Genomic DNA, 15,610 nt, shown 5'->3' with positions numbered 1-15,610 from the left:
GTCATATTCCTTCCAGGTGAAATACCCCGGCGAACCGGGGTTGGGTGATTACCACTGATAACTCACGAAAATCTTACCGTTCTGGCCATCCTGCGGGATGCCCTGCGGTGAGTAATATTCTTTGTCGAAGGCGTTGCCGAACACCAGCGAGGTGGTCAGGCCGCTCAGCGCCTGCTGGCCTTTATAGCTCAGGTAGAAATCATTCACGCCATAGCCCGCCTGCGGGGTAGCGCTGATGCTCTTCGTGTCTTCTGCGAAGGTGCCAATCCAGCCCACCGAGAAACCGCTCTGGGCAATCGGAACGTCGAGGCGAGAGGTGACGGTATCCGGGTTGATTGAGGTCAACCAGTCGCCGGTATCGGTGTCTTTGCCGCGAGTACGGTTATACGCCACGTCGAGGCTGAACAGGTCAGTGGTGTATTTGGTTATCACATCCCAACCCCAGATTTTGGCGTTCGGAACGTTGATGGAAGTGGTCGAGGCCGCCGCGAAATCAACAGACGTCGTGATGTAATCTTTGGCGTTAGTGTCGAAGTAGCTGGCTTTAAACTCGAAAGCATCGTTCGCCAGCAATACGTCGTCAAAGCGCAGTCCAAAACCGTACTCCTGCGTTTCATTGGTTTCCGGACGCAGGTTCGGGTTCGGTACCCAATAGTTAGTGTAGAAACTGCCGATGGAGAAATGTTTGGCGTCGTTATACATCTCGCCCATCGTCGGCGCGCGGAAAGCCTGAGCGTAGGAGCCAAACAACATCAGCCAGTCGGTTGGGCTGATGGTCATGCCCGCGCGGGAAGACCATTTGTCAGCATCGACGTCGTCATAGCCGTCACTGGTACCGCGATAGTTGTCGTAGCGCGTACCGCCGAGAATCGTTACCGGCAGGTCGCGTAGGGTGATTTCATCCTGCAACCAGCCAGAGCTGAAGTTAATGCGCGCGTTCGGGAAACCGGTGGTCATGCCGCTCGGATTTTGCTCCTGACGGTAGTATTCGCCGCCGTAGGTCAGCAGGTGCGAGGCAAAGCTGTCGGTGAACAGGCGAGTGCGGTTTTCTACTTTCCCGCCTTTGGTGGTTTGTTTGCGGAACTCGCCGGAGTCGTCGAGGTTCTGCGCGTTGATACGCACTTCTGACCAGTAGCCTTTGACGTCGGCATTCAGCCAGTCGTTGCCTTCCGGCGCGATGTTGTATGTCAACTGCGCGTCGCGCTGAATGGTTGAACGGTCGGTCATCGGGTTACTGCTGTCAGACGCTTGTGGCGTTTGCGGGTTTTTTGGCTCCTGCGCGGCGTTGTTGTAATAACGTAACGAACCGCTCAGCTTCTGCGCCGGATCGATTTTCCAGCTACCTTTGGCAAGGAAGTTGGTAATGCTTTCGTCATTTGGGGCGGTGAAACCGTCGCTCTGCTTCAAATCACCGCGGTCACGACTGGACCAGGAGACAATCCCGTCGAGGGTATCAGTGCGACCAAAAGCGCTGGCACCCATGCCAAGGCTGTTATCGCCAGTGCCGCCGGTGCCGAACACGCGGTAGCCGCTGTTCTGACCCACTCGTAGCAGGTCTGCTGCATCAACGGTGTCATAGGAAATCACGCCGCCCAACGCTCCGCTGCCGTACAGCATCGCGCCGGGGCCACGTACGACTTCGATACGCTTGATAAGCGCCGGGTCGAGAAACGTGCTGTTGAGGTGGCCAGTGTCGGTGCCCTGACGAATGCCATCGACCATTACCAGAACGCCGCGACGGTCGTAGCCGCGCAGGTTGATGTCCTGACCGTTGGTGCGGCCGGTACCGTCAATGGTCAAACCCGGGACCTGGCGCAACATATCTGCGGCGGAGCTGGCGGTCTGGCCTTCAGGGGTGTCGGCGTCGATAACGGTGACCATCATCGGCGCTTCAAACGCGCTGCGTTCGTTGCCGGTGGCGGTGACGGTCATTTGTTCAGAGGCGGCGAAAGCCGGAGTGGTGATTGCGCCGAATACAGCCAGTGCGACCAGCGATGGGCGCAGCGACGCGGAATGCAGGTGTAGCATGCAACTCTCCATGAAAAGTGAAAAGCGCTGGCTGCCTCGGCGAGTCCCTGGGTGGCTGGCGAAATGTTGTGTGTAAGTTTGTTATTTAGTCAGGATCAGTTTTCCGGCATGGGTCTGGCGCAGTAAGTATTGCTGGCCATCATGCTCAATGATGACGCGACCTTCCGCGCCTAGCAGGGTTTTGCTGCTCACGCGACGATCTTCAGCCTGCGGTTGTGGCGTCGGGGATCTTTTACCTGCGATCAGAAATGTATCCGATGATGTCATAGTGTTATAAATAGCAATTAATGTAACAATGATAATCATTATCAACAAATCAAAAAGCTCAGCAACCCCTTTTGTGAAAAATATGTGACTGGATCAAAAAAGATTGTTTCAGTACAGGAGGATATTGTCCGGCGACATACTTGTTTAACCGACGATGGTGGCTGATTTTTGACGAGAGTGAGGAGGGGATTCGGGGGATTTCCGTGCCGGGCAATGCGATTCGCCCGACACGAAAAGTACACTCAGAAGCGGGTATCAATCGCTGCAGAAAGTTTATCCAACAGAATTTCACTGTCTTCCCAGCTCAGACAAGGATCGGTGATCGACTGCCCGTACACCAGCGGCTGTCCGGCCACGATTTTTTGCGTACCTTCGCGCAGGAAGCTTTCCGCCATGATCCCGGCAATCGCCGTCGAACCGTTGCGAATTTGCTGACAAATATCGTCACACACCTCCAGCTGACGGCGGTGCTGCTTCTGGCAGTTGCCGTGGCTGAAATCGACAACCAGCTGTTCCGGCAGGTCGAATTCGTGCAGCGTATCGCAGGCGACCGCAATGTCTGATGCGTGGTAGTTCGGCTTTTTGCCACCGCGCATGATGATGTGACCGTACGGGTTACCGCTGGTCTGATAAATGGTCATCTGGCCGTTTTTGTCCGGCGACAGGAACATATGACTGGCGCGAGCGGCGCGGATTGCATCCACGGCAATGCGGGTATTGCCGTCGGTGCCGTTTTTGAATCCAACCGGGCAAGAGAGCGCGGAGGCCATTTCACGGTGAATTTGGCTTTCCGTCGTGCGAGCGCCAATCGCACCCCAGCTGATTAAATCGGCGATGAACTGACCGGTCACCATATCGAGAAATTCGGTGGCGGTGGGTACCCCCAACTCATTGACCTGCAGCAGCAGCTTGCGCGCCAGTTCGATACCGTGATTAACGCGATAGCTGCCGTTGAGATCCGGATCGGATATCAGGCCTTTCCAGCCCACCACCGTACGCGGTTTTTCGAAATAGGTGCGCATCACGATTTCAAGCCGTGATTGGTGCTTTTCACGTAGTACTTGCAGGCGATGTGCGTAATCCATCGCCGCATCCAGATCATGGATAGAGCAGGGCCCCATCACCACTAACAGACGTTTATCTTCGCCGTTGAGGATTTTTTCGATGCGACGGCGGGAGGCGGTAACATGACCAGCAACCTCGGAAGTGACAGGGTAACGCTTCGCCAGTTCAGCAGGCGTTACCAGACTGTCGATGCGCGCCGAACGCAGTTCATCAGTTTTGTTCATTGGAACTCTCAGAATTTGATGGCTTCTACGGCAGGAATACCGGAAGTGATGCGCATCACGATAAACCAATCTCTGCTGAATTCAAGGTTCAACACTTATTCAGCAACGTGAGGCGCATACATTGCAAAAAGATGATAGCGCATTTTGCAATGCTGTACTAGTGTGTTAGTACATGCGGCGATTGAGTCCCATAATGTCGAGGATTTTGGTGGCGATTTCTTCCACTGAATAGTTAGTGCTATTGATCCACGGGATTTGGTTCTTACGGTACAGCGCTTCGACTTCGGTGACTTCCATGCGGCACTGGCGCATCGATGCATAGCGGCTGTTTTCGCGGCGCTCTTCACGAATCGCGGCCAGACGTTCCGGGTCGATGGTTAGCCCGAATAATTTATGCTGTAACGGTTTCAGCGCGGCGGGCAGCACCAGATTATCCATATCGTCGGCGATAAACGGATAGTTGGCGGCGCGAATACCAAACTGCATCGCGAGGTAAAGGCTGGTTGGCGTTTTGCCGCAGCGTGAGACGCCGAGCAAGATCACCTGTGCTTGATCGAGATTGCGCAGCGAAACACCGTCATCGTGCGCCAATGTGTAGTCAATGGCGGCGATACGGGCGTCATATTTAGTGAGATTCCCCGGTGTCAGGCCGTGGGTGCGATGGGCGATGGGTGTCGGGTCGAGCTTCAGTTCTTCCTGCAATGGTGCAACCAGTGCCTGCACGATGTCCTGACAGAAGCCTTCACTTTGCAGAATGATAGTTCGGATTTCCGGAATGACGATCGAATAGAAGACCAGCGGACGGACGCCAGATTGCTGATAAATCGCGTCAATCTGCTCCTTCACCGCCTTCGCCCGGCTTTCGCTTTCGACAAACGGCAAGGTAATGCTGTTGACCGACACCGGGAATTGCGACATCACCGCGTGCCCGAGCACCTCGGCGGTAATGGCGGTACCGTCAGAAATGTAAAACACATGGCGATCGACATTTATATCCATTTTGACCATCCGGTAAGATTAAGTTAATTCCATGAAGCCTATATTTATTTTAATCACATCCGAGTGGGTTTTGTCTTAAATTTAAAAATGAAACGTGGTTTTTATTTTATTTGAAAAGGGGTGTTCATTTTATGGTAGAGGGGTGGAAACCGTGTTTTTATGTGGGAATCCTCAATAATCATGGAGTTAAAGGTTTTCGAGGAACAGTCTTAAAAAGCAAAAAATTAATTTGCTTGAACGATTCACCTTTTTTCCCGTCACGTTAATTATGGCAGGATAAATAACGACGCCGGATCTGCTCTGGCATTTTTCTTAATTATTCTATCCATAATAATTCGCGCTGCAGGCAGGCGACACGTTAGTGAATCGCAGTGCTGACTTAAGTCAGTGACTGGGGGGAGCGAACGCAGCCCATGCAGCATGAAGAATGAAGGATATAAAAGGAATTGTTTCGATGTCCAACAATAGCTCGTCACCGCTGGTGCTCTGGTATAACCAACTCGGCATGAATGATGTAGATAGCGTTGGAGGCAAAAATGCCTCCCTGGGTGAAATGATTACCAATCTGTCCGATTTGGGCGTTTCCGTACCCAACGGATTTGCTACCACGGCTGATGCTTTCAATCAGTTTCTTGACCAGAGCGGCGTTAACCAGCGTATTTATCAACTGCTGGATGAAACCGACATCGACGACGTCTCCACTCTGGCGAAAGCTGGTGCGCAAATTCGTCAATGGATTATCGATACTCCCTTTACACCTGAGCTGGAACAGGCGATTCATCAGGCCTATAACCAGCTTTCGTCTGACGACGCCGACGCTTCTTTTGCCGTGCGTTCTTCCGCGACTGCCGAAGATATGCCGGATGCCTCCTTCGCCGGTCAGCAGGAAACGTTCCTTAACGTGCAGGGCTACGATGCGGTGCTGGTGGCGGTGAAGCACGTCTTCGCTTCCCTGTTTAATGACCGCGCGATTTCCTACCGTGTGCATCAGGGCTATGACCATCGCGGCGTAGCGCTCTCAGCGGGCGTGCAGCGCATGGTGCGTTCCGACCTCGGTGCCGCAGGCGTAATGTTCTCCATCGATACCGAATCCGGCTTTGATCAGGTGGTGTTCATCACCTCCGCATTCGGCCTCGGCGAAATGGTTGTGCAGGGCGCGGTGAACCCGGACGAGTTCTATGTCCACAAACCGACGCTGGAAAAAGGCCGTCCGTCCATCGTGCGCCGCACCATGGGCTCGAAAAAAATTCGGATGGTGTATGCCCCAACCCAGGAACACGGGAAGCAGGTGCGCATCGAAGATGTGCCGCAGGCTGACCGCGACCGCTTCTCGTTGACCGACGACGAAATTCAGGAACTGGCGAAACAGGCGGTACAGATTGAGAAACACTACGGTCGCCCGATGGACATCGAGTGGGCCAAAGATGGTCACACCGGCAAACTGTATATCGTGCAGGCGCGTCCGGAAACCGTGCGGTCTCGCGGCCAGGTGACAGAGCGTTATACGCTGCATTCGCAGGGTAAAATCATTGCCGAAGGTCGTGCCATTGGGCATCGCATCGGCGCAGGTCCGGTGAAAGTCATTCACGACATCAGTGAAATGAACCGCATTCAGCCGGGTGATGTATTAGTTACCGACATGACCGACCCGGACTGGGAACCGATCATGAAAAAGGCGGCGGCGATTGTTACCAACCGTGGCGGACGGACCTGTCACGCAGCAATTATCGCCCGTGAATTGGGCATTCCGGCAGTCGTCGGCTGTGGCGATGCGACCGAACGCATGAAGGATGACGAGAAAGTTACCGTGTCCTGTGCTGAAGGCGACACCGGTTACGTTTACGCTGAAATGCTCGATTTCAGCGTGAAAAGTTCAACCGTCGACACCATGCCGGATCTGCCGCTGAAAATTATGATGAACGTCGGCAACCCGGATCGTGCGTTTGACTTTGCCTGCCTGCCGAACGAAGGTGTCGGTCTGGCGCGTCTGGAATTCATCATCAACCGCATGATCGGCGTGCACCCGCGCGCGCTGCTGGAATTTGACGATCAGGACGCGAAGCTGCAAAACGAAATTCGCGAAATGATGAAAGGCTATGACTCGCCAAAAGAGTTCTATGTTGGCCGTCTGACCGAAGGGATCGCTACGCTCGGCGCGGCCTTCTACCCGAAACGCGTGATTGTGCGACTCTCTGACTTTAAATCCAACGAATACGCCAACCTGGTGGGCGGCAAGCGTTACGAGCCGGAAGAAGAGAACCCAATGCTGGGCTTCCGTGGTGCGGGTCGCTACGTGGCTGACAGCTTCCGCGATTGCTTCGCGCTGGAGTGCGACGCGGTGAAACGGGTGCGAAACGACATGGACCTCACCAACGTGGAAATCATGATCCCGTTCGTGCGCACCGTGGACCAGGCGAAAGCGGTCATCGATGAGCTGGCGCGCCAGGGTCTGAAGCGTGGCGAAAACGGTCTCAAAATCATCATGATGTGTGAGATCCCATCCAACGCGCTGCTGGCGGAACAGTTCCTCGAGTATTTCGACGGCTTCTCTATCGGCTCGAACGACATGACTCAACTGGCGTTGGGTCTGGACCGTGACTCCGGGGTGGTGTCTGAACTGTTCGATGAACGCAACGAGGCGGTGAAAGCGCTGCTGTCGATGTCGATTCGCGCGGCGAAGAAGCAGGGTAAATACGTCGGCATCTGCGGTCAGGGTCCGTCTGACCATGAGGATTTCGCCGCCTGGCTGATGGAAGAGGGGATCGACAGCCTGTCGCTGAACCCGGACACCGTGGTACAGACCTGGCTGAGCCTCGCCGAACTGCGTAAGTAATTGCTCAATCAACGCCCCGGCAGCTTGCGCTGTCGGGGCTTTTTTATGCACGACACAGTTTGTCGAGCGCCTTCACAGAATTGAAACAAAACGAAAAATCATAACTTCGCTGTTAATTTCGACAATTGTCGCCCTTCGCTCGGTTCTGAATACTGCTTCTCAACCAGATAAACCTTAACGGAGGGGAAGTTGATGACCGCACTGTATAAGGATGCGCAGCGTCCAGTCGCTGAACGCGTTGCCGATTTGCTGGCGAGAATGACGCCGGAAGAGAAGTTTGCCCAGATGCACGCCTATTGGCTGGTGCTGAGTGAAACCGGCGATCACCGCGAACGCAGCGACATGAGTGATGAATTTGCCGGGGTATCTGCTCAGGCTTCGTTGAATGAGCGGCTGAAGCTCGGCGTCGGGCAAATCACCCGTCCAATGGGGACGCACATTGTCGATGCCCGAACCGGGGTGCGCGCCGCAAATCGTTTGCAAAAAATGCTGGTGGAGGAGACGCGGCTCGGTATTCCGGCGCTGTTCCATGAAGAGTGCCTGGTCGGCCTGCTGTGCAAAGACGCGACGCTGTTTCCGTCGCCGCTGAACTACGGTTCGACCTGGGACCCGCAACTCATTCGCCACGCCGCCGCCTGTATTGGCGATGAGGCCCGTGCAACGGGGTGCCATCAGGGGCTGGCACCGGTACTGGATGTCTCTCGCGACGTGCGCTGGGGCCGCACCGAAGAAACCTTTGGCGAAGATCCGTGGCTGGTTGGCGTCATGGCCAGCGCCTACGTCGAAGGTTTACAGGGCGAAAAACGCGACCTGCTGGCGACGCTCAAACATTATGTCGGACATTCATTCAGCGAAGGCGCACGGAACCATGCTCCGGTGCATCTGGGTTTTTGTGAACTCAACGACACCTTCCTGCTGCCGTTTGAAATGGCGGTCAAACTCGCCAACGCCGGGTCGGTGATGCCCGCCTATCACGACATTGATAACCAGCCGGGCCACAGCGACGCCTTCCTGATGACACACATCTTGCGTGAGCAGTGGGGGTTTGACGGCATTATCGTCGCCGATTACGGCGGAATCAGTCTGCTGCATCAGCATCACGGCGTATCTCATGACGCGGCTGAATCCGCGGCGCTGGCGTTTAACGCCGGGCTGGACGTCGAGCTGCCAAAAGATGACTGCGCGCGACATCTGGCAGAGGCCGTGGAGCGAGGGCTGATTTCAATGAGCAAAGTCGATGAAATCGTGACCCGAACCTTGACGGAGAAATTCCGCCTCGGGCTGTTTGAACAGCCTTACACCGATGAAAATGCGGTTGAACTGCAAAGTGCGCAAACGCGGCAGGCAGCGCGGGACGTGGCAACGCGCTCACTGACGCTGCTGGAAAACAACGGCGTGCTGCCATTTACCGGGAATCCGAACGTGGCGGTTATTGGCCCAACGGCGGACGATCCGTTGGCATTGCTCAGCGGCTACAGCTTCCCGGTCCATCTGATTATCAGCGATATGCTGGAACAAACGTCGCAGGTGACCACGCCGCTGGACGCGCTGCGCCAGACGCTCGGCGAGCAGCAGGTTCGCTATGCCAAAGGCTGCCACATTATCGAAAAACGCATGGCGGGCGCACCAGTATTCCCGGGGGACAGCAGCGGAAAACCTATCCAGCAATCACCGGTGTCTTTGGATACGTCACTCATTGCAAACGCGGTACGTGTGGCTGAGGAGTCCGAGGTCGTTGTGGCCTGCGTGGGGGATTTGGCTGGACTGTTCCAGAGCGGGACCGTTGGCGAAGGCTCCGATACCGACTCACTCAATCTACCCGGCGTCCAGCAACAGCTTCTTGAAGCCTTGGTGGCAACCGGCAAACCGGTGGTGGTAGTGATGACCGGCGGGCGGCCATATAACCTGCAAGGGCTGGAAGATAAGGTGGCGGCGCTAATAATGGCTTGGGCACCCGGGCAAGAAGGTGGCTGGGCTATTGCCGACGTCCTGACCGGACGCGCAGAACCGCAAGGGCGGCTGGTGGTCAGCGTGCCGAAAAGTGCCGGGGCGATGCCGTATTACTACAACCACAAACTGAAAAGCGGCGGCACGCCATTTGCCTTCCATTTCGGTAGCCGTTATCCGTTTGGCTACGGTAAAAGTTGGACACAGTTCCAATGGAGCGAGCTGACGCTTATCACACCTGAAGTGGCTATCGACGGAGAGATTGCGGTGCAGGTCACGCTGACCAACATCGGGGAACGTCGCGGCAGCGAAGTGGTCCAGCTTTATGTACGCGATAACGTGGCGTCGATGGTGCGTCCGGTGAAAGAGTTGAAAGCGTTCCAGCGCGTGGAGCTGACACCGAATCAGTCGGCGACGCTGACCTTCCATGTGCCTGTCGACATGCTGAACTTTACCGACCGTAACGGGAAACGTATCGTCGAACCGGGTGAATTTACGCTGATGGCAGGTTCATCATCAGTAGATATTCATGGCAACGCGATCGTTAACGTCAGCGGAACCACGCGAGAATTAGCGAAAAACTGGCAGATGCTGAGCCGCTGTGAGGTGAAATAAAGGATAAAAAAAAGCCCATCGTGGGAGATGGGCAAAGACTACACACAGCAATTCGTTGTTTCACTCAGGGGATTTCCATGCTTATAAATCAAGGTGTTGATTTATAACCGTGAGCTAATAGTAGGCATGCAGATTTTTTGCGTCGATCAGATTGGTCTTAATCGTTAAAAAAAGGTAAAGGATTTGAGTGGCCTGAATGGGTGTTAGCGGTAATTCTGAGCAGAATAACGGTGCGACGGGGTCACAACGATAAGTAATACTTAAGTATCAGACCCGGTGCAAAGGCGCATCCGGGCCACGTTTTATCAATTGCCGAGCTTGTCGTGGCTGGCTTCCAAAGCCTCAAGTTCTTCAAGCACTTCTTCAGCATCGTCTGACGGTGGCGGCACTTCGCGCACCCAGGCATCAAACAAACGCCAGGACACCGCCAGCAGTACCGGGCCGATGAACAGGCCAATCATGCCAAACGCAATCAGGCCGCCGATAACGCCGGTAAGGATGAGTATCATCGGCAGGTCTGCGCCCATACGAATCAACATAGGACGAATGAAGTTATCCATGGTACCGACCACGCAGCTCCACACCAGCAGCACGGTGCCCCAGGTGGTATCGCCGGTCCAGTACAGCCAGATGATAGACGGAATAAGCACCACCAAGGGACCAAGCTGAACCAGACAGGAGAAAATCATCACCACGGTTAGCAGCGTCGCGTAAGGCACGCCGGAAATTGCCAGGCCGATACCGCCCAGAACCGCCTGTACCAGTGCGGTGACGACCACGCCAAGCGCCACGGCGCGAATGGCTTGACCCGCCAGCAGCACCGCCGCATCGCCACGTTTAGCCGCCAGACGGGTGGCAAAATAGCGTACGCCGAACGCCACTTTTTCCCCCTGCCAGTACAGCAGCGCACTGAACAACAGCATCAGACCGCAGTGCATCATAAAGCGGCCAATATGCGCGGCCTGTCCAACGAACCAGGTGGTGGTGGTGCCGATGTATGGGCGAACCTTCGCCATAATAGCCGAGCCGCCCATGTCCAGCAGGCTGTGCCAGCCAGTGTACAGTTTGCTGCCAACAAGCGGAATGCTGTTCAGCCACCCGAGATCGGGCAGGGCAATATTACCCGTGGTGATGGCATGAACCAGCGGACCACTGCCATCGACAAGGCTGTTAACCAGCAGTGCAATCGGAATAACGAACAGTAAAAACAGCAGCAGCGTCATCACCAACACCGCAAGTGAGCGGCGGCCAAACAGCAAACGCTGGAGTTTTAGCAACAGCGGCCAGGTAGCGATAACGATTGTCGCGGCCCACGCAAACCCCAGAACGAAGGGTCGTACTATCCATAAACAGGCCACGATCATGAGCGCTAAAAACAGCACCGACAGCAGAATTTGCGGTATATCACGGGGCCGATGAAGGGTTGTCATACGTTTTGTACCTTAGTAGTTGCGCCCTAAAGAGGCGCAGATGATATACCCGTCATACTTCAAGTTACAGATGTGTTGGCTTTCCTCGTTCACCTCATTTACTTACTTGTGTAAGCTCCTGGGGATTCACTGTGTCGCCGTCTGCCTGTAACGTGAACAATTTTGGGTATAAATCCATTTACTGATAATAATATCAACAATTTCGTTTCCATGTTCGGCCCGAAAACCAATAAGCTGATCCGTGAAAAATGTGATACAACGTTTAGGCAATACGCAAACGATAAACATACCCTTCATACTTCAAGCTGCATCGGTGTTGGCTGCGTTCACTTTCCCGAATCACTTACTTATGTAAGCTCATCGGGCTAGCTCTGTTGCCGCCTGGATGCAACTCGAATTCTTTTGGGTAAAAACCGTCCAACACAACTTAGTCAGGCAGGGTCAAGCGTCATGATCCCACAGATTTCTCAGGCACCCGGCGTTGTTCAGCTGGTGCTGAATTTTTTGCAGGCACTGGAGCAACAAGGTTTTACCGGCGATACTGCCACCCGTTATGCCGACAGGCTGACGATGGCGACCGATAACAGCATATATCAGCTCCTCCCCGATGCCGTGGTTTTCCCCCGTTCAACCGCAGATGTCGCGCTGCTTTCACGCATTGCCGATGAAGAGCGTTTCCGCTCGCTGGTCTTCACGCCTCGCGGTGGCGGGACGGGTACCAACGGCCAGTCGCTGAACCAGGGCATTGTCATTGATATGTCCCGCTATATGAATCGCATCATTGAAATCAATCCCGAAGAGGGTTGGGTGCGGGTAGAAGCGGGCGTCATCAAAGATCAACTTAATCAGTTTCTGAAACCTTACGGGTATTTTTTCGCACCTGAACTGTCAACCAGCAATCGCGCCACGCTTGGCGGGATGATCAACACCGATGCGTCCGGGCAAGGGTCAATGGTGTATGGCAAAACCTCTGACCACGTGCTGGGCGTGCGGGCGGTGTTACTGGGTGGCGATATTCTTGATACACAGCCGGTGCCGGTGCTGCTGGCGGAAACACTGGCCAAAGAGCAGTCGGCGAGCGGGCGCATTTACCGCACGGTGTATGAGCGCTGCAAAGAAAATCGTCAGCTGATTATCGACAGCTTCCCAAAACTGAACCGCTTCCTCACCGGTTACGATTTGCGTCATGTCTTCAATGACGACATGACCGAGTTTGACCTGACCCGCGTGTTGACCGGGTCGGAAGGCACGCTGGCATTCATCACCGAAGCACGCCTGGATATCACGCGCCTGCCAAAAGTGCGTCGTCTGGTGAACGTCAAATATGATTCCTTCGATTCGGCGCTGCGTAATGCGCCGTTTATGGTCGATGCGCGCGCGATGTCGGTGGAAACCGTCGATTCGAAAGTGCTGAATCTGGCGCGGGAAGATATCGTCTGGCACTCCGTCAACGAACTCATTACCGACGTGCCGGAAAAAGAGATGCTCGGCCTGAATATCGTGGAATTTGCCGGTGATGATGAAGAACTGATCGCAGGCCAGGTGAGTGCGCTGTGTCAGCGTCTTGATGCGCTGATCGCCGCAGGCGAGGGTGGCGTAATCGGCTGGCAGCTTTGCAATGAACTGGACGGTATCGAGCGAATTTATGCGATGCGTAAAAAAGCGGTTGGCCTGCTTGGCAATGCCAAAGGCGCTGCCAAACCGATTCCGTTTGCCGAAGACACCTGCGTGCCGCCGGAGCATCTGGCGGATTACATCGTCGAATTCCGTGCGTTGCTCGATGGGCATGGCCTCAGCTACGGTATGTTTGGTCACGTTGATGCGGGCGTGCTGCACGTGCGCCCGGCACTGGACATGTGCGACCCGCAGCAGGAAATCCTGATGAAGCAGATTTCCGATGACGTCGTCGCGCTGACGGCAAAATACGGAGGTCTGCTGTGGGGTGAACACGGCAAAGGTTTCCGCGCGGAATATAGCCCGGCATTCTTTGGCGACAGTCTGTACGGCGAGCTGCGCAAAGTAAAGGCGGCATTCGACCCGAATAACCGTCTTAATCCAGGGAAAATATGTCCGCCGGAAGGGGTGGATGCGCCGATGATGCAAGTCGATGCGGTCAAACGCGGTACCTTCGACCGTCAAATCCCGATTTCGGTGCGTACCTCCTGGCGCGGTGCGATGGAGTGTAACGGCAACGGCTTGTGCTTTAACTTCGATGTGAACAGCCCGATGTGCCCGTCGATGAAAATCACCAGTAACCGAATGCATTCGCCAAAAGGGCGCGCCACGCTGGTGCGTGAATGGCTGCGTTTGTTGGCGGATCGCGGTATTGATCCGCTCAAGCTTGAAAAAGAGCTGCCGGAAAAACGCGCCAGCCTGCGGGGCCTGATAGAGCGGACGCGCAACAGCTGGCATGCCAATAAAGGCGAATACGATTTCTCGCACGAAGTGAAAGAGGCGATGTCCGGCTGTCTGGCCTGCAAAGCTTGTTCAACGCAGTGCCCGATCAAAATTGACGTGCCGGATTTCCGTTCGCGCTTCCTGCAGCTGTATCACACCCGCTATTTGCGCCCGATGCGCGATCACGTGGTCGCCACGGTCGAAAGCTATGCGCCATTGATGGCGCGCGCGCCGAAAACGTTCAACTTCTTTATCAGCCAGCCGTGGGTGAAAAGTTTGTCGAAGAAGCACATCGGCATGATTGATCTGCCGCTGCTGTCGACGCCGTCGCTGCAGCAGCAAATGGTGGGACATCGCTCGGCGAATCTGACTCTCGAACAGCTTGAAGCGTTGAGCCAGGAACAAAAAGCGAAAATGGTGCTGGTGGTGCAGGATCCGTTCACCAGCTACTACGACGCGCAGGTGGTGGCAGATTTCGTCCGGCTGGTGGAACGCGTCGGCTATCAGCCGGTGGTACTGCCGTTCTCACCGAACGGTAAAGCGCAGCATATTAAAGGCTTCCTGGCGCGTTTTGCGAAAACGGCGCAGAAAACGGCCGATTTCCTCAACCGTGTGGCGCAGCTCGAGATGCCGATGGTGGGCGTCGATCCGGCGCTGGTGCTGTGCTATCGCGACGAATACAAGCAAACGCTCGGCGAAAAACGCGGGGATTTCCAGGTTCAGCTGGTGCATGAGTGGTTGCCGAAAGCGCTGGAAAACACCGAAATGCGTGACGTCAGCGGTGAGGCCTGGTATCTGTTCGGTCATTGCACTGAAGTGACCGCCTTGCCGATGGCACCCAAACAGTGGGCGTCTATTTTCGCGCGTTTTGGCGCAAAGCTGGAAAGCGTCAACGTGGGCTGCTGTGGCATGGCCGGAACCTATGGTCATGAAGTGAAGAATCACACTAACTCATTGGGCATTTATGCGCTGTCGTGGCAACAGGCGATGCAACGCCTGCCTCGCAACCGCTGTCTGGCCACGGGATATTCCTGTCGCAGCCAAGTGAAGCGCGTTGAGGGCAGCGGCGTGCGCCATCCGTTGCAGGCTTTACTGGAGATTATGGGATGATCTGGAAACGTAGCACGACGCTGGAGGCGCTCAATGCGATGGGCGAGGGCAACATGGTTGGCCTGCTGGATATTCGCTTTGAGCGTCTGACCGACGATAGCCTGGAAGCCACCATGCCGGTGGACAGCCGAACGCATCAACCCTTTGGCCTGCTGCACGGTGGTGCGTCGGTGGTGCTGGCCGAAACGCTGGGATCTGTGGCGGGTTATCTTTGTACTGAAGGCGATGAGAAAGTGGTAGGGGTAGAGGTTAACGCCAATCACCTGCGCGCCGTGCGGAGCGGAAGGGTGCGCGGCGTCTGTAAAGCGCTGCATGCCGGACGGCGTCATCAGGTCTGGCAGATAGAGATCTTCGATGAGTACGGCAAATTGTGCTGCTCTTCCCGACTCACCACCGCGGTGGTTTAGAATTATTGAACGAAAAGCGAGCAGAAAAGCACTCAGTCCCGGTGCTTTTCTGCCTTATTTCTGGCGAATTGATTCAATAACCGACACTCTTCGAATTAATGATAAGAATTGCTGACGTTTATTGTGCTCAACCATAAGAATGGTCCCGTTTTATTCCTGCGCAGTTAACTGTAGCTTCAGATTAATTCACTATCTTTTTCCAGACAGATGTTGCATCCTCATCGGAGCACTTCGCCTGCACCCCACGGAAGCCACTTTTGTCTCTATTCTGGATTCACTTTGCAAAGA

The 15,610-nt window shown here is 54.9% G+C and carries 9 protein-coding genes and 1 other RNA gene; 4 read left to right on the top strand and 6 right to left on the bottom strand.

All coding sequences use genetic code 11. The features are described 5' to 3' along the window. Nucleotides 1–48 precede the first annotated feature (48 nt). The 4 genes from MUU46_RS13760 to ppsR all read right to left on the bottom strand — a co-directional run bounded on the left by MUU46_RS13760 (nt 49) and on the right by ppsR (nt 4,583). Nucleotides 49–2,028, bottom strand: a complete 1,980-nt coding sequence (locus MUU46_RS13760; protein WP_258965796.1) for a TonB-dependent hemoglobin/transferrin/lactoferrin family receptor — start codon at nt 2,026–2,028, stop codon at nt 49–51. An 81-nt stretch (nt 2,029–2,109) separates the two neighbouring features. Beyond that, on the bottom strand, nt 2,110–2,334 hold the full coding sequence (gene hemP, locus MUU46_RS13755) for a hemin uptake protein HemP (RefSeq protein WP_159755947.1): 225 nt from the start codon (nt 2,332–2,334) through the stop codon (nt 2,110–2,112). A 203-nt stretch (nt 2,335–2,537) separates the two neighbouring features. Beyond that, the gene (gene aroH / locus MUU46_RS13750; RefSeq protein ID WP_258965795.1) at nt 2,538–3,584 is read right to left on the bottom strand and encodes a 3-deoxy-7-phosphoheptulonate synthase AroH; all 1,047 of its coding nucleotides are present in this window, start codon (nt 3,582–3,584) and stop codon (nt 2,538–2,540) included. Nucleotides 3,585–3,749: 165 nt separating this feature from the next. Beyond that, nucleotides 3,750–4,583 carry a posphoenolpyruvate synthetase regulatory kinase/phosphorylase PpsR gene (gene ppsR / locus MUU46_RS13745; protein WP_159755953.1) on the bottom strand — a complete coding sequence of 278 codons (834 nt, stop codon included), beginning with the start codon at nt 4,581–4,583 and terminating at the stop codon, nt 3,750–3,752. Nucleotides 4,584–5,037: 454 nt separating this feature from the next. On the opposite strand from ppsR, the gene ppsA reads away from it, so the two are divergent. Together ppsA and MUU46_RS13735 are read left to right on the top strand one after the other, a co-directional pair. Then, the gene (gene ppsA, locus MUU46_RS13740; RefSeq protein WP_159755956.1) at nt 5,038–7,416 is read left to right on the top strand and encodes a phosphoenolpyruvate synthase; all 2,379 of its coding nucleotides are present in this window, start codon (nt 5,038–5,040) and stop codon (nt 7,414–7,416) included. 192 nt (nt 7,417–7,608) lie between these two features. After that, nucleotides 7,609–9,978: a glycoside hydrolase family 3 N-terminal domain-containing protein gene (locus MUU46_RS13735; RefSeq protein ID WP_258965794.1), complete on the top strand. Its 2,370-nt coding sequence runs from the start codon at nt 7,609–7,611 to the stop codon at nt 9,976–9,978. 3 nt (nt 9,979–9,981) lie between these two features. Here the strand turns inward: MUU46_RS13735 and rprA are convergent. Then, nucleotides 9,982–10,089, bottom strand: an RNA gene (rprA, locus tag MUU46_RS13730) — antisense sRNA RprA. A gap of 194 nt (nt 10,090–10,283) precedes the next feature. Continuing rightward, complete coding sequence (ydiK, locus tag MUU46_RS13725) at nt 10,284–11,408, bottom strand: AI-2E family transporter YdiK (protein WP_258965793.1); 1,125 nt, start codon at nt 11,406–11,408, stop codon at nt 10,284–10,286. 450 nt (nt 11,409–11,858) lie between these two features. Between ydiK and ydiJ the strand changes: the two genes are divergently transcribed. Both ydiJ and menI read left to right on the top strand, forming a co-directional pair. Next, a complete protein-coding gene (ydiJ, locus tag MUU46_RS13720; RefSeq protein WP_258965792.1) occupies nt 11,859–14,915 on the top strand; it encodes a D-2-hydroxyglutarate dehydrogenase YdiJ in 3,057 nt (1,018 codons plus the stop codon). Then, nucleotides 14,912–15,322, top strand: a complete 411-nt coding sequence (menI, locus tag MUU46_RS13715) for a 1,4-dihydroxy-2-naphthoyl-CoA hydrolase (RefSeq protein ID WP_258965791.1) — start codon at nt 14,912–14,914, stop codon at nt 15,320–15,322. The genes ydiJ and menI overlap by 4 nt, the downstream gene beginning before the upstream one ends. Nucleotides 15,323–15,610: the final 288 nt, after the last annotated feature.

Origin of the sequence: Scandinavium tedordense, assembly GCF_024764965.1 — a bacterium.
Taxonomy (GTDB): Bacteria; Pseudomonadota; Gammaproteobacteria; order Enterobacterales; family Enterobacteriaceae; genus Scandinavium; species Scandinavium tedordense.
This window is presented reverse-complemented; position numbering and strand designations above follow the sequence as displayed.